This is a genomic window from Niastella soli (genome assembly GCF_017742245.1).
Taxonomy (GTDB): Bacteria; Bacteroidota; Bacteroidia; order Chitinophagales; family Chitinophagaceae; genus Niastella; species Niastella soli.
Genome location: NZ_JAGHKO010000002.1, coordinates 134,204 through 159,200, shown reverse-complemented (window position 1 = coordinate 159,200; position 24,997 = coordinate 134,204). Strand labels below are relative to the sequence as shown.

General features: G+C 45.6%; 17 protein-coding genes. 14 read left to right on the top strand and 3 right to left on the bottom strand.

Features of this window, described 5'->3' with window-relative positions:
- Positions 1-34 precede the first annotated feature (34 nt).
- The 13 genes from J7I42_RS13195 (at position 35) to J7I42_RS13135 (ending at position 20,961) form a co-directional block, all read left to right on the top strand.
- Positions 35-1,135, top strand: a complete 1,101-nt coding sequence (locus J7I42_RS13195; protein ID WP_209139291.1) for an Mrp/NBP35 family ATP-binding protein — start codon at positions 35-37, stop codon at positions 1,133-1,135.
- A gap of 147 nt (positions 1,136-1,282) precedes the next feature.
- Positions 1,283-2,200 carry a glycerophosphodiester phosphodiesterase gene (locus tag J7I42_RS13190; protein WP_209139290.1) on the top strand — a complete coding sequence of 306 codons (918 nt, stop codon included), beginning with the start codon at positions 1,283-1,285 and terminating at the stop codon, positions 2,198-2,200.
- Positions 2,201-2,210: 10 nt separating this feature from the next.
- Positions 2,211-2,996: an SDR family oxidoreductase gene (locus tag J7I42_RS13185; RefSeq protein WP_209139289.1), complete on the top strand. Its 786-nt coding sequence runs from the start codon at positions 2,211-2,213 to the stop codon at positions 2,994-2,996.
- Between the two features lie 234 nt (positions 2,997-3,230).
- Positions 3,231-4,517, top strand: a complete 1,287-nt coding sequence (gene kynU / locus J7I42_RS13180) for a kynureninase (protein WP_209139288.1) — start codon at positions 3,231-3,233, stop codon at positions 4,515-4,517.
- On the top strand, positions 4,514-5,314 hold the full coding sequence (pyrF, locus tag J7I42_RS13175; protein WP_209139287.1) for an orotidine-5'-phosphate decarboxylase: 801 nt from the start codon (positions 4,514-4,516) through the stop codon (positions 5,312-5,314). Before kynU ends, pyrF begins: the two co-directional genes overlap by 4 nt.
- A 467-nt stretch (positions 5,315-5,781) precedes the next feature.
- Complete coding sequence (locus J7I42_RS13170) at positions 5,782-9,540, top strand: right-handed parallel beta-helix repeat-containing protein (protein WP_209139286.1); 3,759 nt, start codon at positions 5,782-5,784, stop codon at positions 9,538-9,540.
- A 24-nt stretch (positions 9,541-9,564) separates the two neighbouring features.
- Positions 9,565-10,563 carry a PorP/SprF family type IX secretion system membrane protein gene (locus J7I42_RS13165; protein ID WP_209139285.1) on the top strand — a complete coding sequence of 333 codons (999 nt, stop codon included), beginning with the start codon at positions 9,565-9,567 and terminating at the stop codon, positions 10,561-10,563.
- Positions 10,564-10,628: 65 nt separating this feature from the next.
- Complete coding sequence (locus J7I42_RS13160) at positions 10,629-12,650, top strand: OmpA family protein (RefSeq protein WP_209139284.1); 2,022 nt, start codon at positions 10,629-10,631, stop codon at positions 12,648-12,650.
- Between the two features lie 378 nt (positions 12,651-13,028).
- Entirely contained in the window at positions 13,029-13,535 is a 507-nt protein-coding gene (locus J7I42_RS13155) for a hypothetical protein (protein WP_209139283.1), read from the top strand.
- A gap of 224 nt (positions 13,536-13,759) precedes the next feature.
- Entirely contained in the window at positions 13,760-17,170 is a 3,411-nt protein-coding gene (locus J7I42_RS13150; RefSeq protein ID WP_209139282.1) for a SusC/RagA family TonB-linked outer membrane protein, read from the top strand.
- Between the two features lie 31 nt (positions 17,171-17,201).
- Complete coding sequence (locus tag J7I42_RS13145) at positions 17,202-18,680, top strand: RagB/SusD family nutrient uptake outer membrane protein (RefSeq protein ID WP_209139281.1); 1,479 nt, start codon at positions 17,202-17,204, stop codon at positions 18,678-18,680.
- A gap of 31 nt (positions 18,681-18,711) precedes the next feature.
- Positions 18,712-19,593, top strand: coding sequence for a zinc-binding metallopeptidase (locus J7I42_RS13140; RefSeq protein WP_209139280.1), 882 nt, complete (start codon positions 18,712-18,714; stop codon positions 19,591-19,593).
- A 24-nt stretch (positions 19,594-19,617) separates the two neighbouring features.
- Positions 19,618-20,961 (top strand): DUF4302 domain-containing protein, encoded by a 1,344-nt coding sequence (locus tag J7I42_RS13135; RefSeq protein WP_209139279.1) that lies wholly within the window; start codon positions 19,618-19,620, stop codon positions 20,959-20,961.
- Between the two features lie 466 nt (positions 20,962-21,427).
- On the opposite strand, the gene J7I42_RS13130 is transcribed toward J7I42_RS13135, so the two are convergent.
- From J7I42_RS13130 to J7I42_RS13120, 3 genes are read right to left on the bottom strand one after another with little or no spacing between them, the layout of a single operon-like run.
- On the bottom strand, positions 21,428-22,456 hold the full coding sequence (locus J7I42_RS13130; RefSeq protein ID WP_209139278.1) for a DUF4097 family beta strand repeat-containing protein: 1,029 nt from the start codon (positions 22,454-22,456) through the stop codon (positions 21,428-21,430).
- The gene (locus J7I42_RS13125; RefSeq protein WP_209139277.1) at positions 22,431-23,060 is read right to left on the bottom strand and encodes a hypothetical protein; all 630 of its coding nucleotides are present in this window, start codon (positions 23,058-23,060) and stop codon (positions 22,431-22,433) included. The genes J7I42_RS13130 and J7I42_RS13125 overlap by 26 nt, the downstream gene beginning before the upstream one ends.
- 3 nt (positions 23,061-23,063) lie before the next feature.
- On the bottom strand, positions 23,064-23,615 hold the full coding sequence (locus tag J7I42_RS13120; protein WP_209139276.1) for an RNA polymerase sigma factor: 552 nt from the start codon (positions 23,613-23,615) through the stop codon (positions 23,064-23,066).
- A gap of 194 nt (positions 23,616-23,809) precedes the next feature.
- Between J7I42_RS13120 and J7I42_RS13115 the strand changes: the two genes are divergently transcribed.
- Positions 23,810-24,994 carry an acyl-CoA dehydrogenase family protein gene (locus J7I42_RS13115; RefSeq protein WP_209139275.1) on the top strand — a complete coding sequence of 395 codons (1,185 nt, stop codon included), beginning with the start codon at positions 23,810-23,812 and terminating at the stop codon, positions 24,992-24,994.
- Positions 24,995-24,997 lie beyond the last annotated feature (3 nt).

Sequence of the window (24,997 nt, the reverse complement as noted above, 5' to 3'; positions counted from 1 at the left end):
GCAAATAAATCTTTTTAACAAAACTCTTAGATGAATGACCCCTGAGAAAGTTTTAGCTGCATTGAGGAACGTTCAGGAACCGGATTTGGGACAGGATATTGTTACGCTTAACATGGTTAAAGATATTGTGATTAGCGGTAATACGGTGTCTTTCACCGTAGTGCTTACCACACCCGCTTGTCCAATGAAAGATAGGATCGGCAGAGATTGTGAAAATGCGGTGCGATCACTGGTTAATAAAGAAGCGGTTGTACGGGTGAATTTTACAGCCAATACCAGCACGAACCGGCAGGACCCTGGTTCCGTGTTGCCCAAGGTTAAAAATATAATCGCTGTTATTAGTGGTAAAGGTGGCGTGGGAAAAAGCACAGTTTCCGCCAATCTGGCACTGGCCCTTGCGCAAAGCGGAGCGAAAGTAGGTTTGATGGACGCAGATATTTACGGTCCCAGCGTACCTATCATGTTTGGGGTGCGTGGCGAACGGCCCATGATGAAAAGTATGGGGGAAGGACAGAAAGGTATGATCGTTCCCCTGGAGCGTTTCGGGATAAAATTAATGAGCATCGGGTTGCTGGTTGATGAAAAAAGTGCGGTGATCTGGCGTGGTCCCATGGCCAGCAGCGCTATTAAACAGTTTGTGACCGATGTGTATTGGGACGAACTGGATTACCTGGTGATCGACATGCCGCCCGGCACCGGCGATATTCATTTAACATTGGTGCAAACAGTGCCCGTTACCGGCGCGGTAATTGTTACCACTCCGCAGGATGTTGCCCTGGCCGATGCTAAAAAAGCGATCGGGATGTTCAGCCAGGCTCAGATAAAAGTGCCTATTATTGGGCTGGTAGAAAATATGAGTTATTTTACCCCTGCTGAACTACCTGATAATAAGTATTATATCTTTGGCAAAGAAGGTGGAAAACGCCTGGCCGAAGAGTATGACCTGCCTTTCCTGGGACAAATACCCCTGGTGCAAAGCATCCGTGAAGGAGGAGATATAGGTGTCCCTATTATGGTAAGTGATGATATGATCTCCCGCAAAGCCTTTGAAGAATTTGCCGCCAATGCCACCCGTAGTATTGCCATGCGCAATGCCAATGTAAGTGCCGCAAAAGTGGCTGAAGTAATAGAATAGTTACCTGTTTCCAGTTACCAGTTTCAATACCGATAGCCATCGGGACGGAAACTGGTAATCGGTTACCTGATCCCCCAACACTGCAAACCGTCAACATTAAGTAGTACTGCATCCAATATCCCTAATCAAGTACTGTAAAAAACAATTATGATTAAATTTAGGGAAGTAACAGAGTTGATGTTACTGGTTGCATTAATTTTTGCCTGTCACGCCTCAAAAAAAGTTACCGATCCATTGTTACCTGCTTTCGACATTGAAGGGCATCGCGGCTGCCGGGGACTAATGCCCGAAAATACCATTCCGGCCATGATGAAGGCGCTGGAGCTGGGTGTTACTACGTTGGAAATGGATGCCGTGATCACCAAAGACAAACAGGTGATCTTATCTCATGAACCATTTTTTAACCATGAGATCACTACCGGTCCTGACGGAAGAAATATAACTGAACAGGAAGAGCGCAATTTGAACATTTACAAAATGACGTATGCGCAAACGCAAACCTATGATGTAGGATTGAAACCTCATCCGCGTTTTCCCAACCAGCAGCGGTTAAAGGCAACCAAACCCCTGCTGCGCGAAGTGATAGAGAATGTAGAAGCCTACCACAAATTAAAGGACGGCGCTGAAGTGTTTTATAATATCGAGACCAAAACACAGCCGGCCACCGATAACAAGTACCATCCCGCGCCCGAAGAGTTTGTGAAAACTCTCATGAATGTGATCCATGATGCAAAGATCAGCGACCGGGTTATTATTCAGTCGTTCGATTTTCGTACGCTGCAGGTCTTACATAAAAGGTATCCTGCAATGAAAACGGCCGCCCTGATAGAGGAGTATGATAAACGGGCGCTCGAAGAACAATTGAAAGCATTGGGATTCACACCAACAATCTATAGCCCGGCTTATAGCCTCGTTACTCCTGAGCTGGTAGCCAAATGCCACCAGCTGGGTATTAAGGTTATTCCCTGGACGGTCAATGATATAGCGTCGATCGATAAAATGAAAGCGGCGGGTGTAGATGGAATTATTTCTGATTATCCCGACCTTCTGACTAATAAACCATAAACCCATAAACATGCATTTATCATTAGAAGGAAAAAATGCAGTGATCTGCGGAAGCACCCAGGGTATAGGGCTGGCCATTGCCGAAGAACTGGCTTTGCTGGGCGCTAGCTGTATCCTCATGGCCAGGAATGAAGAGGCTTTACAGGCGGCGGTTAAAAACCTGGACATCGCCCTGCGGCAACAGCACAGCTACCTGGTAGCTGATTTTAGCAAACCAGATCAGGTAAAACAGGTTATTCAACAATATGTGCAACAGCACCCCGTGCATATTCTGGTGAATAACACAGGCGGCCCGCCGCCCGGTTCAGTACTCGATGCTACTGAAGAAGCGTTTATGCTGGCATTTAACCAGCACCTGATCGTAAATCAATTGCTGGCGCAGGCCGTTATTCCTTCTATGAAGCAGGCAAATTATGGCCGCATCATCAATATCATTTCCACTTCTATCCGCATTCCCATCACCAATCTGGCTGTATCGGGCACAGTACGTGGCGCAGTAGCCATGTGGTCTAAGATCCTGGCCAACGAAGTAGGGCAGTTCAATATAACCGTAAATAATCTCTTGCCCGGTCTTACCAAAACACAGCGTCTTGATAGTTTGATAAAGAACAATGCCCAAAAGCGGGGCGTATCAACTGATGTAATAGAACGCGAAATGGAACAGGAGATACCTATGAAGCGTTTTGGCGAAGCGTCAGAGCTCGGCGCGGTGGCTGCATTCCTGGCATCGCCTGCCGCCTCTTATGTAAATGGGGTCAGTATTGCGGTTGATGGCGGGAAGACGGGAGCGTTGTAGATAGTGACCAGTTGACCAGTTAACGGGGGCGTATCGAACCGAAACGGGAAAGTAAATGCAGGGAAATCAGGCATAATTATTAGCGCCAGCTATTAGGTATAAACCTAAACTCCCCGATATTTTCGCGTCGGGATTGTTTGCCGTCTGCAGGAGGGCCCACTATTGCCCATTGCCTATTGCCGATTCCCATTGCCCATTGCCGATTCCCTTATCTTTACGGCAACAAACTACTACATGATTTTTGAAAACTCTCAATCGTTTGCCTGCCGGCTCGATCAGCAGGATGAACTGCGTTCATTTCGGGACCAGTTCATAATGCCCGTAATTGACGGAAAACAACAGATCTATTTCCTGGGGAATTCCCTGGGCCTGCAGCCAAAACGTACCAATGAATACCTGCAACAGGTATTGAACAAATGGGCCAATTATGGCGTGGAAGGTTTCTTTATGGGCGAACAACCCTGGCTGCAATACCACGATCATCTTACACAACCATTATCGACCATCGTAGGCGCATTGCCCCATGAGGTAGTGGCCATGAACCAGCTTACGGTAAACCTGCATTTGCTGCTGGTCTCGTTTTATAAACCCGATCAAAAACGGAATAAAATCATTTGTGAAGCCAAAGCATTTCCCAGCGATCAGTATATGCTTGAAACGCATGTAAAATACTGTGGCCTCAATCCCAATGAGGTGATCATAGAAGTAGGACCCCGCAAAGGAGAGCATACTATCCGTCAGGAAGATCTTCTGCAGGCTATAGCGCAACATAAAGACGAACTGGCCCTGGTGTTATGGGGCGGGTTGAATTATTATACCGGTCAGTTATTCGATATGGCGGCCATTACCAAAGCCGCACAGGCCGTGGGCGCCAAAGTAGGGTTCGACCTGGCCCATGCAGCCGGTAATGTCCCCTTACAATTGCATAACTGGAACGTGGATTTTGCCGCCTGGTGCAGTTATAAATATATTAATTCAGGCCCCGGTGGTATTGGGGGCGCCTATATTCATGAACGTTATCACAACGATAGTTCTTTGCCGCGTTTTGCAGGCTGGTGGGGCTACGATAAAGCCACCCGCTTTCTGATGCAGAAAGGGTTTAACCCTACCCGCACGGCCGAAGGCTGGCAGTTAAGCACGCCTTCTCTCTTGCTATATGCGGCACATCGGGCCGCACTGGATATTTTTATGGAAGCCGGGTTCGACAGATTACAAAAGAAACGGCAGTTATTGAACAAATGGTTGTGGTACCTGCTTGATGAAATGAACAATGCACAAACAGAGCCGGTAATTGAATTTATTACACCCCGCCAGGAAGCGGAACGAGGCTGTCAGGTATCTATGTTGATGTTACAGCAGGGAAAGCAGGTATTTGATGAGCTGGCCCGGGCGGGTATTATAGTCGACTGGCGCGAACCCAATGTGATCAGGCTGGCACCCGTACCTTTATACAATACTTTTGAGGAAGTATGGCAATTCACTAATATCTTGCGTCAAATTTTACAACTCCAACACGCATGACAAGGCAGCAACTGGTTGAACAAATACGCACAAAAAAGACATACCTTATAGTAGGTCTGGATACGGATATTACCAAGATCCCCAAACATCTGTTGTCTGCGCCCGATCCGGTATTTGAATTTAACAGGCAGATCATTGATGCTACCAAAGACCATTGTGTAGGCTATAAGATCAATACGGCTTTTTATGAAGCATTGGGAAAACCAGGTTGGGAAGCAATGGAAAAAACGGCTGCTTATATTCCAGCTACACATTTTAAAATAGCCGATGCCAAACGCGGTGACATTGGCAATACCTCCTCCCAGTATGCCAAAGCTTTCTTTGACGCTTTGCCATTCGATGCAATAACCGTAGCGCCTTATATGGGTGCCGACAGTGTACTGCCATTCCTGGAGTACAAAGACAAATGGACAATAGTATTAGGATTAACATCCAATACCGGTGCCCGTGATTTTGAATTACAAAAAGCGGGGGAGGAGTTGTTGTATGAAAAAGTATTGCGTACTGCTGCGCAATGGGGTACTGCCGAGCAGTTGATGTTTGTGGTAGGTGCTACACAGGCGTCGGAGTTTACCAACATCCGCGCTATTACCCCCCATCATTTTTACCTGGTGCCAGGGGTAGGGGCCCAGGGTGGAAGCCTGAAAGAGATCTCCGAAAAAGCAATGAATAAAGACGTGGGCCTGCTGGTAAATGCCAGCCGGGCCATTATTTATGCATCCGGTAATGAAGATTTTGCTGCTAAAGCAAAGCAAATTGCCAGTGATTATCAGCAGGAAATGGCTGAATATCTGTAATTGGTACAAAATTTCCAATCTGTTCCACTTCCATAAAGGATTTAGTTTCACACAGTTCCAGTGGAGAAATGTGAATTATTTTTTCATGATCAGATAGGGTTATACACAATTGCAAGCCCTAAAACGCGTTCTTAAATGGTTCGCGACGTAAAGATACCAGTTGAGTTTTTCCCAAACCGTTATCGGTTATGTGATCACGATAAGGAACATGTACTAAGTGTATATTCGTAAGATTACGGTTTTGGGGAAGGGGATCAGGAGGTATTTTACGTTGAAACCCCAACCACCCTACATGCCGCACCCTTGTTTGAATGATATATTCATGCATGGGTTATGTTGTTGTACTGGGGACCATTAACCAATGATCAATTGCAATACTGATAATTGGTATTTTAAGTTCTCATTATTATATATAAGATAAACGAGATCCGATATCCTGTTGAATTAAAAAAATCCAATCATCGGCTATGCGAAAAAATTTACGCGGGCACGTATTTAATATAAGATTTCTGTTTACCCTTTGTTTAGGTTTTGCCTTTTCTGAAACCCATGCACAGATGTCCGGCTCGTATACTATCAATTCGGCGGTAGTAACTGGCGGATCAAATTTCCAATCATTTACAGATGCAGTTGCACAATTGACTGCAGTTGGTTTTAGTGGCCCGGTAACCTTTAACGTACAACCGGGTAGCGGCCCCTACAGTGAACAGGTCGTGTTGAATAACATAAATGCAACAGCTGCCAGTCCCATTATATTTAATTGTAACGGGGTAACCCTTTCTTTTAATTCTTCCAATACGAACAGTCGTGCTGGTATTAAGTTGAATAATTCTGATTATATAACCTTTGATGGCCTGGTGATAACGCCGCTGGCTGCCACTATCACCAGATTTGGTTATGGCTTTCATTTATTGAATGATGCCGACCATAATACTATACAGAACTGCCACATCATCTGCAAAGTGATCGGCCCCCGTCCTTATCAGGCGCAGGGAATTGTGATCAATGGCAGTAACGGTAATCCTACGGAACCTGGTTACAGCAATTGTGATTACAACCTGATACAACAGAACACGATAGAAGGTGGTGGTGCAGCAATTACCTTGTCATCTGTACCCATCGCAGGTAATCCAGACCAATACATGACCGGGAATATTGTAAAGAAAAACACCATTATCAACTGGAAAACAAATGGTATTGAGTTATATTATAATAGCAATGCCCAGGTAGACGGAAATGATTTTACCGGCGGGACCAACACCTACGTAACATGCGGTATTCACCTGGGTCTTTCAAATCAGAAAGTGGCTGTTACAAATAACCGTATTCATGATCTAATTGTTGATCCGTTAAATTTTGGTGGTACGCTGTATGGTATCCGGATCAATTCGAAAAGTGTATCCGGTCAGGAATGCGTCGTAGCCAATAACGCCATTTACAACTGGGCGTCAGACGCCCCTCAATACGGGATCTTTTGCCAAAACGCGGCCTTTTTAAATGTTTACCACAATACAGTATCACTGGACGATCAAACTACTCCTGGCGATTATTCCCGGGGATTGTCGCTGGATTCTATTTCCGATGTTACTGTAATGAACAATATTGTTACCGTAACCCGGAATGTGGTGAGTGAAAATTATGGCATGTATGTTACTAAAGCGCCATTGCAGCGATTGGTAAGTGATCATAACGTGTTTTATGTGCCGGCATTATCAGGTACTGGAATAGCCTATTTGGGATTGTATGGCGGGGATTTTATGGATAATTTGACCATCTGGCGCAGCAAAACAGGATATGATCTTTTTTCGGCCGAACTTGACCCGTTATATGTAAATGCTTCAACAGGTGACTTAAGGCCAACTGTTCAACGCATCGATAATATGGCGCTGGCTGTTGGTATCACTACCGATCTTGCTAACATAACCCGTAACGCCACGAATCCAGATGCGGGATGTTTTGAATTTACCTCGGCTGCCTGTACAGCACCTTTGGCCGGTACGCCCGTAATAAGCCCTGATTCGGTTCTTTGTCAGGGGCCTTCAATAGCAATGGGTTTAGATGGTAATTCAGGCGGAAACGGCCAAACTTATACCTGGCAATCTTCTTCTGCACAATTTGGCACTTACAATAATATAGTTACCCGGGATTATCCCTATTTCACCGTAACACCCAGCAGCTCTTTATATTACCGGATAGCGGTAACCTGCGGGGCTACCACCGTGTATTCATCACCTGTTAAGATCCTGGTAACCACTCCGCTCAATGCAGGTACATACACCATCAATAACGCATTACCCACAGGCGGCATCAATTACAACAGTTTCAGTGATGCGGCCCGGGCATTACAATGTGGGCTCAATGGTTCCGTTGTATTCAATGTGACCAGTGGCAGCGGACCTTATCCGGAACAAATGATCATTCCAGCGATCAATACCGCTCCCAATAGAACGGTTACATTCAATGGTAACGGTGCAACCATTACCTATGCTACCACCAGCTCAAAGATCCCGGTAATAAAGCTGAATGGAGCAGATTATATTACCATCGATAGTCTTAATGTTACTGTGCAGGGCGCTGATCCGGCAGGGTATGGATATGGCATCTTTTTAACGAATGATGCCGATCATAACGTTATAAAACGCTGTTCCATTAACCTCAATAAAACATCAGCAAGCCCTTATTATGGCGGTATTATAATGAGTTCAAATGAAAAGGACCCGGTTGACTCAGTTACTGAAAGCAATTGCGATTATAACCAGATTGTCAATAATACAGTGAACGGAGGGTATTACGGTATCGTTTGTGCTTCCAAAACCATTAAAGCCACCATACTTGCTTCAACTGATAATACTATAAAAAATAATAAAGTATCAGATAACTGTGCTGATGGAATTTATGTGGTAGGTACCAAGAATATGGTGATAGATAGCAATGACATCGGTCATCCTACCCGTACAGCGTTCTCAGTTTCATATGCCGGCATTTATGTATTCAGTCAGAATAATGGGTTGAATATTTCAAAGAACCGGATCCATCACCTGTTAGATAAAGCAAGAACTTCCAACGTACAGTTAAGTGGGATAAAATTTGTAGGAACGGGCGGCACCCTGGCACAACCGAATATGGTAACCAATAATTTGATGTATTACTTTATGGGCCAGGGGTACCAGGAAGGATTGTATGCTTTTTCTTGCGATTACCTGAAATTTTATCACAATACAGTTTCTCTGGAAGACAGCGCAGCGGGCGCCGTAACCGGTGAAACAAGTGGATTTGGTGTATATGGTCTTAATTCTACTGGTTTGGAATTCAAGGATAACAGTATAGTTATAAAACGTGGTGGCGATAGGAATAAATATTGCGTATTCCTGAATATTCCTGATAGTAATCTGGTGGCTAATTACAATAACTACTATATGCATGCCGCATATGGTACCACCAATTACGTGGGTAATATGGGCGCCATACTCTATCCAACCTTATCCAACTGGCTGGTTACCCGCAAGGATTCCAGCACTGTCAACATCGATCCTGTTTATAATGATATAGCGAACGGCGACCTTACACCTACCAAGCTCGCGTTTGAAAACAGAGGATTTAATGTAGGCATCACTTCCGATATGTTCGATGCCAAGCGGGATGTAGCAAGACCAGATATTGGCGCCATTGAATTTACGATCTGTAGACAGTTGGCCAATCCGGTAGTAACGGTGGAAGAAGCAGGTACTAAAACAATCAAGTTCAGCTGGCTGGAGGTTCCGAATACAACCGGTTACCGCGTATCGCGTGATGGTTTTAACTGGACGATCCCTACCTCGGGCGCCAAAGGGCTTAATCACATCATCACCGGACTGAAACCCACTGATACGATTGGTTTGATGGTGAAAGCGCTGGGTACCAGAGCTGATTGTCCTGAATACCTGTCAGCACGGGTAGTAGGTCAGGCACTCACCGATGGCGTTTTTGTACCCAATACTTTTACACCAAATGGTGATAGCAAGAACGATAAGTTCAAGGTGTACAGCAATGTTACCAAATCGATCCGTTGGATGGTATTTAACCAATGGGGTGAAAAAGTATTTGAATCTAACGATATACAGGGCGAATGGGATGGCACTTATAAAGGCAAACCCCAGCCTATTGGCGTATATGTGTTTGTGGTATCAGGCATATTAACAGATGGTACCAAAGTATCACAAAAAGGAACCTTTAATCTTGTAAGGTAAAATAACCCCAAAAAACTGTTTGTAATGCGACGATATCTTATAAAAACCGGCTTGTTACTGTTGACGTTAGTTACAACAATAGCAGGTCATTCTCAAACAGATCCTCACTTTTCGCAATACTATGCGTATCCCATGTGGTTGAACCCGGGTTTAACGGGTGCCATTGATGGTAACTACCGGGTTACGGCTATGTACCGAAGCCAATGGGGAGGCGTTAGTAATCCTTTTGCAACACCAGGTGTTTCGGCGGATTTAGTAACTAATAAGAATGTAAGCTTTGGTGTGAATATTATGAACCAGCGGGCAGGGAATATTGGTTACAACTATTTGACCGGATATGGCTCTATGTCTTACAATGGGGTTCGCTTCGGTTATCACCAGATCTCTATTGGCATGGCGTTGGGTTTGCTCAATCGCAAGTTCGACCCTTCCAAGTTCCGTACAGGCGACCAATGGCTCGGGGCAACCGGCTGGGACCCAAACAATGCCTCTCCGGAGACGTTGAGTAAAACATCGGCCATTGCATTCGATGCTGGAGTAGGGGCCGTGTACTATGATGGAACACCGGGTAAAAAAGCCAACCTGTTTGGCGGTATCTCTGCTTATCATTTAACACAACCCCAGGACCCTTTCTTTGCCGATAAGGGCGAAAAAATGCCCATGCGCCTTACCGTGCATGGCGGTTTAAAATACAATGTGAGTGAAGACCTAAGCATTACCCCCAACCTGTTGTACATGCGGCAGGGAACAAGTTCGGAGAAAATGGTAGGCGCTTATGCCCAAATGCGGGTAAATGAATCTACCGACTTTTTAGTGGGCGCCAACTACCGGTTTAAAGATGCCTTTGCTCCGTATGTGGGGGTTTACTATAAAAATTACATGATCAGTGCGAGTTACGATGTGAACGCATCTGATCTGGGGAAAGTGGCTGGCAACGCCAATAACTTCGAAATTTCACTGACGCTTATTGGACGTAAGTCGGTTAAACAGGATGCCGTGCCGTTTGTGTGTCCAAGATTGTAATCAGGACCACCAGGCAACCGGGCATCAAAGGAACTATCACATTAATAATAGCAAATTGACCATACATGATTAAGCATCTATTAATAATTGCTGGTTTGGGATTGTCTGCAACTGCGGTACAGGCGCAGGCAAGCAACTTTAAACGGGTGGCAGAACAGTTTTATGCCAAAGGCGATTATTATTCAGCCGCGCACTATTTTGAAAAGTACTTAAGTGGAAAAACACCCACCCATTCAGGTTACAATGCTTATGTAGTGCAGAAGCAGGGCGCTGCGTTGATCAATCACAACGATTTGGGTGGCCTCGACGGAAACCTCCTGTATCGTATGGGTGACTGTTATTATAACCTGAACGATTTTATACATGCAGAGCAATGGTACAAACTGTGTCTGCAAAAAGATTCTACCACCCATCCGCTGGCCCGTTACTATTACGGCATTTGTTTACGCGCCAACGGCAACTATAATATTGCCCAACAGGAGTTGAACCGGTTTATGAAAGAGAACACGGAGGGCGACCAATTCAATAAACAGGCGCAGCAGGAGATAGACAACTGTGTATTTATTATGCAACAGTTGAGCAATGGCCCTACCGGAGTAAAAATTGAACGGCTCGATAACGTCATTAATAAAGAAGGCGCTAATTACGCCGCCAGCTGGTTAAACAATAACACGCTGGCCTTTACCTCTACCCGGGCTGAAGGGTACACCAATGCCCTGTATACCGCAGCTTATCAGGGTGAGGGTAATTTCGGGAAGGTGGAAAGATTAAATGTGTCGGCGCCCAAAAATACACAACAGGGCACGCCGGCCTTTACACCCGATGGCTCAAAAATGTTCTTTACAGGCTGGATGGTTAAAAATGGTAAAAAGATCTCTGCCATCTATATGAGTGAGCAAAATGATGGCAGATGGAGTGAGCCTGTACTGATTGATGGAAAACTCACCGAACAATCATTCAATTCCCGGCAACCCCAGGTAACGCCCGATGGAAAATACCTCTTATTCGCCAGCGACCGTTCTGACGGTATTGGCGGGTTCGACATCTGGTATGCCACCCTCGATGCTAAAGGCATGCCCGGACAAATAACCAATGCCGGTCCGGCCATTAATACCACTGGTGATGAAGAAGCGCCCTTTTATCATGGCCCCACCCAATCCCTGGTATTTTCATCCAATGGCAGAACGGGTATGGGCGGTTTTGACCTGTACAGTTCTACCGGTAATTTCACCGGTTCCTGGACGGTGTCGCTGAACCTGGGTTATCCCGTGAATTCTGAAAAAGATGATATTTATTTTGTAAGCCGCGGAAAGGGGCTGTTGGAAGACGCGATCTTTAGTACTGACCGGGCTTCCCTTTGTTGTTTGGAATTGTTCTCTATACATAAGAACTATCACCAGGTGTTTACCGGTATAGTACTCGATTGTGATAGCAAAAAGCCGCTCGAAGGGGCTATCATTACCGCAAAAGACCCTCGTGGTACGGAAGTGGCCATGATCAAAACCCAGGCTGGCGGACGTTATACCATTGAGACCGACGCCGGAATTGCCCTGCAGATCAGCGGTACCCAGGAAGAATACCAAAGCGGGCTGCTGACGGCCTACCCTTCAAAAGGGGATACCGTATATGCTGCAGAGTTATGCCTGGTTAAAAAGCCCGATCCGTTCAAAAACAAGACCGAGGTTACTTACCAGATCGTGTTTGAGTTAACAACAGAGATCGCCAAGGAATCGTACCCATATCTCGACCTTATTGCCGGCTATTTGAAAGGCAACCCGGCTGTGGTGCTTGAAATAGATGTGCATACAGATGGTAAGGGGTCGGTTAAATCGAACGAGTTCCTGGCGAAAGGCCGGGCCAATGCCTGCGCCGAATACCTGATCAACGCCGGCGTATCGCCCAGACAGTTAAAACCAGTAGGATTTGGCGAATGCTGTCCGTTAGAGAAAGAAACAACGCCTGACGGAAGAGACATTCCGGAAGCCCGTGAGAAGAACAGACGTGTGGTGTTCAAAATGCTGAATAATGGTTCTACCATCAACAATGGTACGCCAATCATTAATGGAGGTACCCAAAACACCAACTAATACCGACAAACGCCCACCGGCACACGACAAGCCGGTGATTTAGATAGAGCAACCTTTTTCCCCATTCATTTGGGAACATGGCCCCCGGAAATTCGGCTTTGATCGAATACTCCGGGGGCCTTATTTTTGTCTACGGCATTCCGCGTTTTTTTTTATTATATTTATTACTGGTATTGCCTAATCCCATGCCGGAGGGGCGCTTTTATGCGCCGGCTTTGGCTAAAAATGCCTTCTGCCCAAAGAATACCCCTCTTTTTGAGGGGGTAGCTTATTAAATCCATACTATTTAAAAATCCTTAAATTGCAATAACACCCAGCGATTTAAGACTTTTTTACGTATAGAGCATAGATCATCTACTTAATCAAAATTTACATTTTATGAAACAAGTCTTCTCAGTCCTCTCTGTTGCTTGTGTTGCATTTTTTACGCTCTTCTTATCAACGACCAACGTGAGCTGTAAAAAAGGCGATACAGGACCTAAAGGCGATACAGGGGTTGCCAATTCTGTATATTCGGCCTGGAAAACGGTTACCTATCAGGCAGCAGTTATCCAACCCGGCGATACGGTGGGTGTAGCCACGCTTAAGGCTCCGGAAATTACCAAAGACGTACTTGATAAGGGTATGATCCATGTATATGCCAATTTGGGAACAGCAGCAGCGCCGGACATCGTTCAAATCCCCTACCAGGATTTTTATCTTACCGGCATTTATGTGAACGTAGATTATGAGGTGGGTAACATCAATTTTGTTTCTAATATCTTGGCCAACGGTTTATACCGTTATATCATAGTTACCGGAACTATTCCTGCCGGCGGACGTCAGGCGACTGTTGACTGGAATAATTATGAAGAGGTGAAGAAGTTTTACAATCTTAAGGACTGAGAAAGCTGAATCAGACGCAAACTGTTCCCTTCAGAGACCATTCTTTTCCCGCATGGCGGGAATAAAAGAATAAACGAATTATCCCAAACCAGTGTGAGTAACTATTTTAACCATCCAGGCCGTGCATCAAGGTGATGCACTGGCCTGACTGGTTAAAGGGCAACCGCAAAAGGAGCCCAGGTGTATTAATCTATTATTCTTCAGTTAATCAAAAACTAATTGCTATGCGTTTTAATCAAAACGCTTTTGAGGCAACGGCATTTCAGGCAACCTGCAAAAGACTGTTATTGTTGGTAGTGGTAGCTGCCTGTGTGCCGGTAACTACCCACGCATTTGAGATTCCCCATCACACAAACAAATCCGGGTTTTTCCAGGACACCGCCATATTAAGAGGTAAGGTATCTGGTACCGAAGAGGGAAACCTACTTCCTCAGGTATCTGTTCAGAACCTTGTTAGCGGCCGGGGAACATTTACCAATTCCCAGGGCGAATTTGCCATCGGCGCCCGCCGGGGCGATAGTATCCGGTTTACCTACGCCGGAAAAGGTCCCCAAACCATCATTTACCGGGGCGAGAAATTTTTGGAAATCCATCTGTTAGCGAGCGATAAGGCCCTGTCTGAAGTAATTGTAACCGGTTTCCAGACCATCGAAAAAAAGAAATTTGCCGGTTCTGCAGCTACTGTGAAAATGTCTGACGCCAAACTGGATGGCCAAACCGATATCAGCCGGATGCTGGAAGGCCGGGCCGCAGGCGTATCGGTCCAAAACGTATCGGGCACCTTTGGGGCTGCACCCAAAGTTCGGGTGCGCGGCGCCACCTCCATAAACGGTGATAACAAACCATTGTGGGTAGTAGATGGCGTGGTGCTCGAAGACATCGTAAACATCTCCAACGATCAGCTTTCGAGCGGTGACCCCACAACTCTGTTAGGGTCGGCGGTAGCCGGTTTAAATGCCAACGATATCGAAAGCTTCGACATATTAAAAGATGCCTCTGCGGCTGCCTTATATGGCGCCCGGGCCATGAACGGGGTGGTGGTGATCACCACAAAAAAAGGCCGCCTGGGTAAAACCAGCATAAACTACATCGGTAATTTCAGTACCTATTTGAAACCCGATTATAGTAATTTCAATATCATGAACTCTGCCCAGCAAATGTCGGTTCTGGCCGAGCTGGAACGGAAAGGCAGCCTGAATGCCAACATCCTCGATCGCGCGGATAATGGAGTATATGGTAAAATGTATGAGGATCTAAATACAGTGAAACCCGACGGCTCAGGATTCGTTATTCCCAATACCCAACCTGCCCGCAAAGCTTTTTTAACCCGGTATGCACAGGCCAATACCGACTGGTTCGATCTGTTGTTCCGTAACAACTTCATGCAGGAACATTCGCTTAGCCTTTCCGGCGGTACCGAACGTTCCCAATCCTACTTCTCAACCAGTTATTATGGCGACAATGGCTGGACGTCCGCCGATAAAGTAAGCCGTATCACCCTCAATTTCCGCAACAACTATAAGTTCAACGATAAATTGTGGGCCGATTTTACAACCGTAGGTTCTGTGCGGCAGCAAAAGGCCCCCGGTGCCCTGAGCCGGCAAAGTAACCCGGTGGAAGGTAGCTACGATCGTGACTTTGACATCAATCCCTTCAGCTATGCCCTTAACACCAGCCGCACTTTAACGGCTTACGATTTAAATGGCAACCGGGAGTATTTCCGGCGCAACTACGCTCCGTTCAACATTCTCACCGAACTGGAGAACAATTATATGAACCTTAAAGTGGTTGACCTCCGTTTGCAGGGCAGCCTGAACTATAAGATCACCCCCGATCTGCGGTATGAATTTGTGGGTGCCTTGCGCTTTGTAAAGTCGAGCCGCGAACACGAGATCACCGAAAACTCCAATATGGCCAATGCTTACCGGGCAGCCGGTACATCAACCATAAAACAAAATAACAAGTTCCTGTACCGCGATCCTGAGAACCCCGATGCAGAACCCGTGGTGGTACTGCCTTATGGTGGTTTTTATAACCGCGTAGAAGACCAGCTGCTCAGCTACGATTTTCGCAACAGCCTTAACTACACTAAAGTAATTAACGATATCCATGCGATAAGCTTACTGGGTGGTATGCAGGTGAAATATGCCGACAGGCAGAATTTCAATAGTACCGGCTACGGTTATCAGTATGATAACGGCGGCGTTCCTTTTATCGACTACCGCATTCTGAAACAAACCATCGAGCTGAATTTCCCCTATTACGGTATGGCGAAAGATTATGACCGCTTTGTGGCCTTTTACGGATCAGGTACCTATACCTATAATTCTCGTTATAACTTAACAGGAACGATCAGGTACGATGGCTCGAACCGGTTGGGTAAATCACGGCAGGCCCGTTGGCTGCCCACCTGGAGTGTGGCCGGTTCATGGAACGTAGAGCAGGAAAAATTCATGGAAGGGGTAACCTGGGTTGATGCGCTTACCCTACGGGGCAGCTATGGTTTAACCGCCAGTATGGGACCCGCTACCAATTCGCAGATAGTTTTAAAGAACCTCGTTACCAACAGGACCTACTTAGACGAACGGGAATCGGTAATACAACTGGCCAACCTGGAGAATTCAGAACTTACCTGGGAAAAATTATATACTGCCAACGCAGGTGTTGACGCTACGCTTTTGGACAAACGCCTCAATATTAGCGTAGACGTATACCATCGCAACAGCTTTGACCTCATAAGCCTGGTTAAAACATCGGGTGTTGGTGGCGAACCTTATAAACCTGCCAACTATGCCGATATGGAATCGCAGGGTATAGAATTGCTGGTAGGCTATGTATTGGTAAACAACAAAAACTTTAAATGGCGCACCAACCTTACCGCCGGTTATAATACCAATAAAATAACCAATGCCAAAAACGAACCTAACATCTTTGACCTGGTGCAGGCAGAGGGCGGCAATAAAGAGGGGTATCCGGTGCGCAGTTTGTTCTCGCTCAATTTTAAAGGCCTGGAACATTTTACCGGTCTGCCTCAGTTTGTTGATGAAACAGGTAAAACTGCCAACAATGTGTACCTGCAAGACCAAAACACCAGTTACCTGGTTTATGAAGGCCCCGTTGATCCCCGGCTTACCGGTGGTTGGTTGAACAGCTTCAGCTACAAAGACTTTACGCTGAATGTATTCATCACTTACCAGGCGGGCAATAAGATCAGGTTATACCCCGCATTCAAGACCGCTTATTCCGACCTGGATGCCATGCCCAAAGAGTTTTACGACCGTTGGTCAATGCCTGGTGATGAAAAGTATACCACTGTTCCCTCTATCCTGGGCGCTTTTGAACAATCAAAACTGGAAGGTGCTACGCCCTATAACAACTACAATTATTCAACAGAAAGGGTAGCCAGTGGTGATATGATCAGGTTAAAGAACGTTTCCCTGACCTGGCAGATGCCCGCACAAATGATCAGGAAAATAGGTTTAAGTAGCCTGGCATTGCAGGGGGTGGCCAACAACCCATGGCTTATTTACTCCGACAGTAAATTAAAAGGGCAGGATCCTGAATTTTTCAATACCGGTGGTATTGCTCAACCCATTCAAAAGCAGTTTACGTTTTCTGTGAAACTGGGCATATAACACAGGTGTGAAACGAAAAAAGGTAATTACCATGCGAAAAATACTATCATATACAACTGTTGTACTGCTTTTTACAACCACTGGCTGTAAAAAGTTTCTCGAAAAAAATCCTGATAACCGGGCTTCCCTGAACACGCCCGAGCAGGTGTCGCAATTACTGGGCACTGCGTACCCGCAGGCTAACTACATGGCTTTTTGCGAATCCATTTCTGATAATGTGGCTGATAAGGGTACTGGCGTACAGGACAGGACCAACATTGACCCTTACTTTTTTCAGGATGTAAATTATAAAGACCAGGATTCGCCCGAGTATTACTGGGATGGCTGTTATACTGCCATTGCGGCGGCCAACCAGGCGCTGGAAACCATCAGGAATGCACCGGATTCAACACTGTATACCGCGCAAAAAGGCGAAGCGCTGGTCTGCAGGGCCTATGCGCATTTTATGCTGGTCACCTTCTTCTCAAAACCCTACAGCTCCCTAAGCGGTAGTACCTCCGCCAAAGACCTGGGTATCCCTTATGTGACCACCCCTGAGAAGATCGTGTTCCAACAATACGATCGCAAAACGGTGGATTATGTGTACAAGATGATTGAGCAGGACCTGTTACAGGGCTTACCGCTGTTAGACGATACCAAGTATAAAGTAAAAAGCTATCACTTTAATAAAGCGGCTGCCAATGCATTTGCCGCCAGGTTCTATCTCTTTAAACAGGATTATGCCAAAGTGATCACCTATGCCAATGCGGTATTAAATGCAGGCAATGTAATTTCCATGCTGCGGCCCTGGAACACTACTTACCTGGATTATACTCCGGCCGATATGTTTGCTATTTATCAAAAGGCAACAGAACCGGCTAATCTGTTGCTGGTGGAAACCGCTTCTAACTGGGGGCGTAATTATTACAGCGTTCGTTATGCCCTTAACTCATCTATTCGCGATGAAATATTTGGTAGAAATCCCACTGGCGGCGAATGGGCATTCGACAGCAAAACTTTTACAACAGGGACCGTTAATTATTTACTGCCAAAGATCAATGAATATTTCGTCCGCAATTCGGTAAATGCCAATATTGGGGTGCCCTATGTAATGGTGCCTATATTCACTGCCGAAGAGGTGCTGTTTAACCGGGCTGAGGCCTATCTGTTTACCCGTAATCTTTCTAAATGCCTGGAAGATCTGAATACGTATGCCAGCACCCGGATCATTGACAGCAAAACTAAAAAATACGATCCTGCATTACATACCATCACGGTGGCGAAGTTGACATCCTACTATGGGAACGGTCTGAGCGACCTTGATAAAGCGCTGAATTGTGTTATAGATTTTAAACGGGCTGAATATGTACAGGAAGGCATGCGCTGGTTCGATCTGCTGCGCTATGATATCCCTGTATATCATGAAACTACCGATGGCCGCAGTTTCACCCTTGAATCAGGCGCCAAACAACGGGTGTTTCAGTTGCCCGAAACTGTAAAGCTTTCAGGCATGCCATTGAACCCGAGATAATACAAACGATTAACAATAAACCGAAGCAGAGATGTTCAAACATAAAATATATTTAATCATACTCACATTGGCCATATTGGCTTCGTGTAAAAAGGAAGATGACCTGGGCGATGTGAGCCAGATACCCGGTTTGGGCGGCGATACCTGGGCGGGCGGTACCATCGATACCTGGATCAGGGATACGCTTACCGTTCCTTTTAATGTGTCCGCTAAATACAAGTGGGACCAGGGCGAACTGGAATTCGATAAAACACTGACCCCGCCAAAGGAAGAAAAGATCATCCCGGTGTTGAGCTCCATAAAAAAAGTATGGATAGATAACTATGTGAAAGAAGCGGGAAAAACTTTCATGATGAAATACATTCCCAAGTATTTTGTACTGGTGGGTAGTGCCAGCTGGAATACGGATGGTACCATTACGTTGGGTACTGCTGAGGGTGGCCGCCGGATCATCTTATATGTGCTGAATGATTTCAGAGTTAAGGGAATGACAGGGTTTGTACCCGGTGATTCGGTCAATATTAAAGAGATGTTCCATACTATAGAACACGAGTTTGGTCATATCCTTCATCAAAATGTGATGTATCCTGAAGCCTGGAAACGCATTTCAGTAGGTGATTATACTTCAAGCTGGAACCTTACTACCGATTCATCGGCCCGGGCAAAAGGGTTTATTACCATGTATGCCCAATCGAACCCCGATGATGATTTTGTAGAAATGATCTCTATGATGCTTACAGAAGGAAAGGGCGGTTATGAGGCTATACTAAGCGACATTACCAACCCAACGGGTTTAAGCAAGTTACGCCAGAAGGAAACGATGGTAGTAAGTTACTTTAAAGATGTATGGGGGATCAACTTTGCCAGTTTGCAAGCCCGGACCCGCAATTCCATTGACCAATTGATCAAGTAGGCACTCACCCAACAAAAAACAGGTATGAACAAGAACTTATTATATTGTTTACTCGCAATGATCCTGGTAGCGTCCTGTAAGAAGGACGATGACACGGTGTTTGATAAATCGCCTGATGAGCGGATCAATGAAGCGCTGAAGACCTATCAGACCGCCATTACCAGTTCGCAATACGGGTGGAATGCCAACCTGATCACAGCAGATGGCGCCCCTTACCGGTTTTATTTCACCTTCACCGATAGCAACCGGGTGCAAATGTTCAGCGATTTTGACAGCACCACCGCTACCGATCTTAAGGAAAGCAGCTACCGGTTAAAAGCGTTGCAACAACCCAGTTTGATCTTCGATACGTATTCTTATATCCACATTTTGAGTGATCCCGATGCTTCGGTAAATAATGGCCAGTATGGGGTGGGGTTGAAAGCTGATTTTGAATTTGCCATAGATACGGTGGGCGCTGACAGCATAAGCCTCACAGGCCGGTTTAACGGAAGTAAAATGACCTTGTATAAAGCTTCTCAGACAGATAGGGCTATATGGACCAGCAAACAGGTGGCCAATGGGGTAGTGAGTTTTAAAAACTACTGGAAGTTCCTGAATTATTGGCGTAGGTTAAATTATCGCGGTATCGATTACGAACTGCAGTTTGATACTTCCCTTAAAAAAGTAACAGTGTCCTGGGGTACTGGTAACCAGGCCCAATCTGTTACCAGGGGATATTATTTCTGGGCAAATGGGATAAATTTTACGGACCCTGTTGTAAATGGTAATTTCACCATACCCGGTTTCACCATCACCAGTTTTACAAACGGTGCCACCCCCGCCGACCAGGTTATGAATGTAGCGGTAAGTGGTACGGCAGCCACTATCAAAGCAACCTACACAAATTCTCTTAACCCGGATGTAAAGAATGCGGTTACCCGGTGGCGCAACCAGGCCATAAACAGTGGACTCTATTATGTGTCGTTCGATGGGTTCCATAAGAACGGTGTTGATGATGCCTATAAATTGAAGACCCTTGTGAACGACTCGGCTCGCTACTATGCCTTGTTATATGCTCCTAATCCTACCGGCTACAGTGATGCTTTTATAAACATGTACGTTGATACGGTGAATGAACCTGCATTGGTTGCAATAAATGGCTCCTGGGTTAAACAAACTGTAAACAGTAATACCGGGTTGGCAAAGGTTACCGAAGATTCAGTACGTAAAAATGAACCCTGGCCCGCAACCGGGCCGGCGGCTGATACCCGTGCGCAAATGTATAAGAGTGGCGGCTACTATTTTGTACAAAGCAGCGCCATTACTTACGACATGGTAAGTGTTGATGATCCTTCTGTTTGGATAACGTGGTGGTGGGTGTTTTAACAATACAGAAACGCATTAATATAATTGCAAAGGTCCTGACAGTTTCGTCAGGACCTTTATATTTTAAAAACGGGATCCCCGGTTTTGATCGGGGAGAGCCCGTTGTAGCGAGTCTTCGACTCTGCTGACTGCAAGTTGGTTATCGTGAATCGGCAATTAAGACCTGTAAGGTTCGCCACTTGAGCTCGCAATATTAGTGGGTTTATGCGACCCCCGATAAATCGGGGCAGGCTCTGACAGGTCTGGTCTTATCGGCAATCGGCAGTCGTGAAACGTGAAAGGGTCTCCGAAATTCGATCCGCACTTCTATATTTCTAGAACCTGATAACTCAAGAACTTAATAACTAACAAACTCAATAACTTGCCTTTATCAACCTTATCAACCCCGTCAACTCTATCAACTCCATCACCCGTATCAACCCCGCAAGGTGGGGCAGGACTCTGCCTTCCTGGTCAACTGATCAACTTATATCCTCACCGCACCCCTCTTATCTTTATCCTTATCTTTATCCTTGTCCTTGTCTTTATCCTTACTCTTCTCTTTATTCATATCGATATTCAGATTATGGCCCAGTGTAATTTGACCGTATTCTGATTTTATCTTCATGTCGGTAGTACCGCTGCCTGTTTTGCCCTGGTACCGTTTGTTGAACCGGGGGCCATGGCGATCGTCATCAGCGCCCTCTTCTTTTATCTCGAAATTGGTTTTGTTATGCAGGTCGCCAAAGTTGGTGCTGATATCGAAGTTGGCGGAGATATTGGTGTTCAGGTCAAGATATAGATTGGAGAAACTGTTCTTTACGGTAAGCGCCTTGGTGCTGTTATCAACCCGCAGTTTGGCAATATCGCAATATTCGAATACCGCATTTACCGAACCATCGAGGTTTTCAATAGCTGCCTTTGAGAATTTGATCACCAGGCTGCCATTATTAATGCTGCCGATGGTGCCTTTACCAAATTCAATCGTTACTTTTTTTACATTGTTCAGCTTGCCGGTGGTAAGGCTGCCGAATTTACTTTCAAGCGTTACCTCGCCATTGTAATCGCCGATGGTCATGGGACCAAATTCGTTCTTTGCCTGTAAGGGATTACGGGCAGGCATATTTACCACGTAGTCGATATGAAAACCCTGCTTTTCGCCCTTACCCCATCGTTGGTCTGTGTTGTTTTTATTGATCTTTGTTTTGAAGAAAACTCCATCGGCGTTTTTACCATCTTCAATACTGATGACATCGAGTATGGCCTGGGCTTTTTCGTCGGTATTGGCCTCGGCGGTAATGGTTACCGAAACACTCACTTCATTCTTGTCCCAGGTGTTTATTTTCATTTCGCCAAACTGGTTGGTCAATGAGATCTTATCACTATTACTTACGTTGTATGATTTTGTATAGGTTTTCTTTTTTTCAACAAATGGGCCTTCGGCAAATACCTGCGTTGTTAATAGGAGTAACGAAATAAATAAAGGGAGCCTATAATGTCTTAGAGTTACTTTCATGATTGTTGCTTTTTGATGCTTTGATTTGATTTATGATGCTTAATTGCTGATTGAGTATTTCAGTCTGCAGCCTTAAGTTCTCAATCATCGCTTCGAGTAATTGTTCACGGTTAGGATTTTCCGGTAGTTCTTTTTTCAACGCGTTATACGAACTATCGAGTTTATCGATACCAGTAACAAATTTTTTATACAGAATGGGGTTTTCTTTTTCAATCTCTTTCAGTTCGTTTTGTTTCATCTCAATAAGCTGGGTGAATTGAGATACCTCCCGGGCATAGCTGGGGTTTATCTCTTTCAGTAACTGATCATTTACACCCGGACTGTCGATGGAAACATTATTTTTTGCCATGCCGCCCTTGTCAGTTGAACGGGTATTTAACAGGGAGAATATGCCTATGCCTGCCAGTATCAGTATGGCGGCTGCCGCGCTCCATCTCAGCATGGTTAGTACAATTGTTTTCTGCCCCTTGCTTTTTTGTTGTTGGTTGTTTCGTTGCTCATCTGTCAGTTCCTGTTCCAGTTTTTTCCAAATCCGTTCGCTTGGCTCATCCGAATCAAACTGGTCGCGGTTATCACGCATAAATTGTTCTAAACCTTTGCTCATATGTCACACTCCTTGTTTAATTAAAGTCAGCAGTTTTTGTTTGGCCCTTACATATTGGGTACGAACCGTGTTATGAGAAATATTAAGTATCTGGGAGATCTCTTCATGGTCATACCCTTCCAACAGATACAGGCTCAGTACCGTTCGGTAGCCGTCGGGTAGCCGGGTGATCATTTTTTTGACCTCTTCCACCCGGTACTGGACCTCTTGCTCATTGATGGGTTCTTCTTCCGGCATAGCCTGCAGATCGGTATTTTCCATATCAACCAGGTCATTCCGCCGCTTTCGCAAAATGTTGATCGATTTATTGATCACGATCCTTTTAAGCCAGGCCCCAAAGGTGCTGCGGTAATGAAAGTCATGCAGGGAGCGATAGGCGTCCAGGAATGACTCCTGCAGTACGTCTTCAGCGTCGGCTGTATTGTTTACGATACGTAAACTGGTGTTATACATAGCTTTGGAATATTGCCGGTACAACGTCTGAAAACTTTGGGTGTCGCCCTGTTTACAGCGTTCAACCAGTTCATCCCGGATAATGTTTGCAGTCAGCTCCAAAATGATCTGTTTAGGTTGTGTATATAAGAGACATAGGTTTCACCCGCATGTTGCATAAAGCTGTTTTTTAAGGCCAATGTTAGGCTAAGTGGTTAAATGGCTTGATGGGTGGAGTTTGTTTGTAGTTTGTAGTTTACAAACCTCAAACAACAAACTTTTCTTATTTTTAGCGTAATATAGAAAACTGTTTAGTCATGGGTACCAGAACCGATTTGTTCACCAGCCCGGATTACTTCTTATTGGATGAGCTTTTAACCGACGAACAGAAACTTGTCAGAGAATCTGTTCGCAATTATGTAAAAAGAGAGATATCCCCCATTATTGAAGAGTATGCCCAAAAGGCAGAGTTCCCCGAACAGATAGTTCAGCAAATGGGCGAGCTCGGTTGTTTTGGCCCCACCATCCCGGTTGAATACGGCGGTGGCGGTCTGGACTATATCAGCTATGGGTTAATGATGCAGGAGCTGGAGCGTGGCGATAGTGGCGTGCGGTCTACCGCTTCCGTTCAGGGCTCGCTGGTGATGTTCCCCATTTTTGAATATGGCAGTGAGGACCAGCGGCGTAAATACCTGCCCAAGCTGGCCAATGGCGAATGGCTGGGTTGTTTTGGCCTTACGGAACCCGACCATGGCAGCGACCCGGGCAGCATGACCACTCATTTTACCGATGCTGGTGACCATGTTATCCTGAACGGGGCCAAAATGTGGATCAGTAATGCACCCTATGCAAAAGTCGCTATTGTTTGGGCCAAGGATGAGCTGGGTGAGGTGCGCGGATTGATCCTGGAAAGAGGCATGAAAGGTTTTACTGCCCCCCTGACGCATAATAAATGGAGTTTGCGGGCTTCTGCAACCGGTGAGCTGGTTTTTGACAATGTAAAAGTGCCCAAGGAGAATATTTTACCAAATATAAAGGGATTAAAAGGCCCATTGAGCTGTTTAAGCAAAGCCCGTTATGGCATAGCCTGGGGTTCGGTAGGGGCGGCCATGGATTGTTATGATACCGCCCTGCGGTATTCGAAGGAGCGCGAACAGTTCGATAGGCCAATTGGCGCTTTTCAGCTGCAACAGAAAAAGCTGGCCGAAATGATCACCGAGATCACCAAAGCCCAGTTATTGAACTGGCGGCTGGGCATACTAATGAATGAAGAAAAGGCAACCCCCCAGCAGATAAGCATGGCCAAACGCAATGGATGTGAGATTGCAGCGGATATTGCCCGGGAGGCCCGGCAGATCCTGGGCGGCAGCGGCATTACCGGTGAATACTCCGTCATGCGCCATATGATGAATATTGAAAGTGTTATTACCTACGAAGGCACACATGATATACATTTGCTGATCACAGGAATGGATGTAACTGGTTTCAACGCTTTTAAATAACTT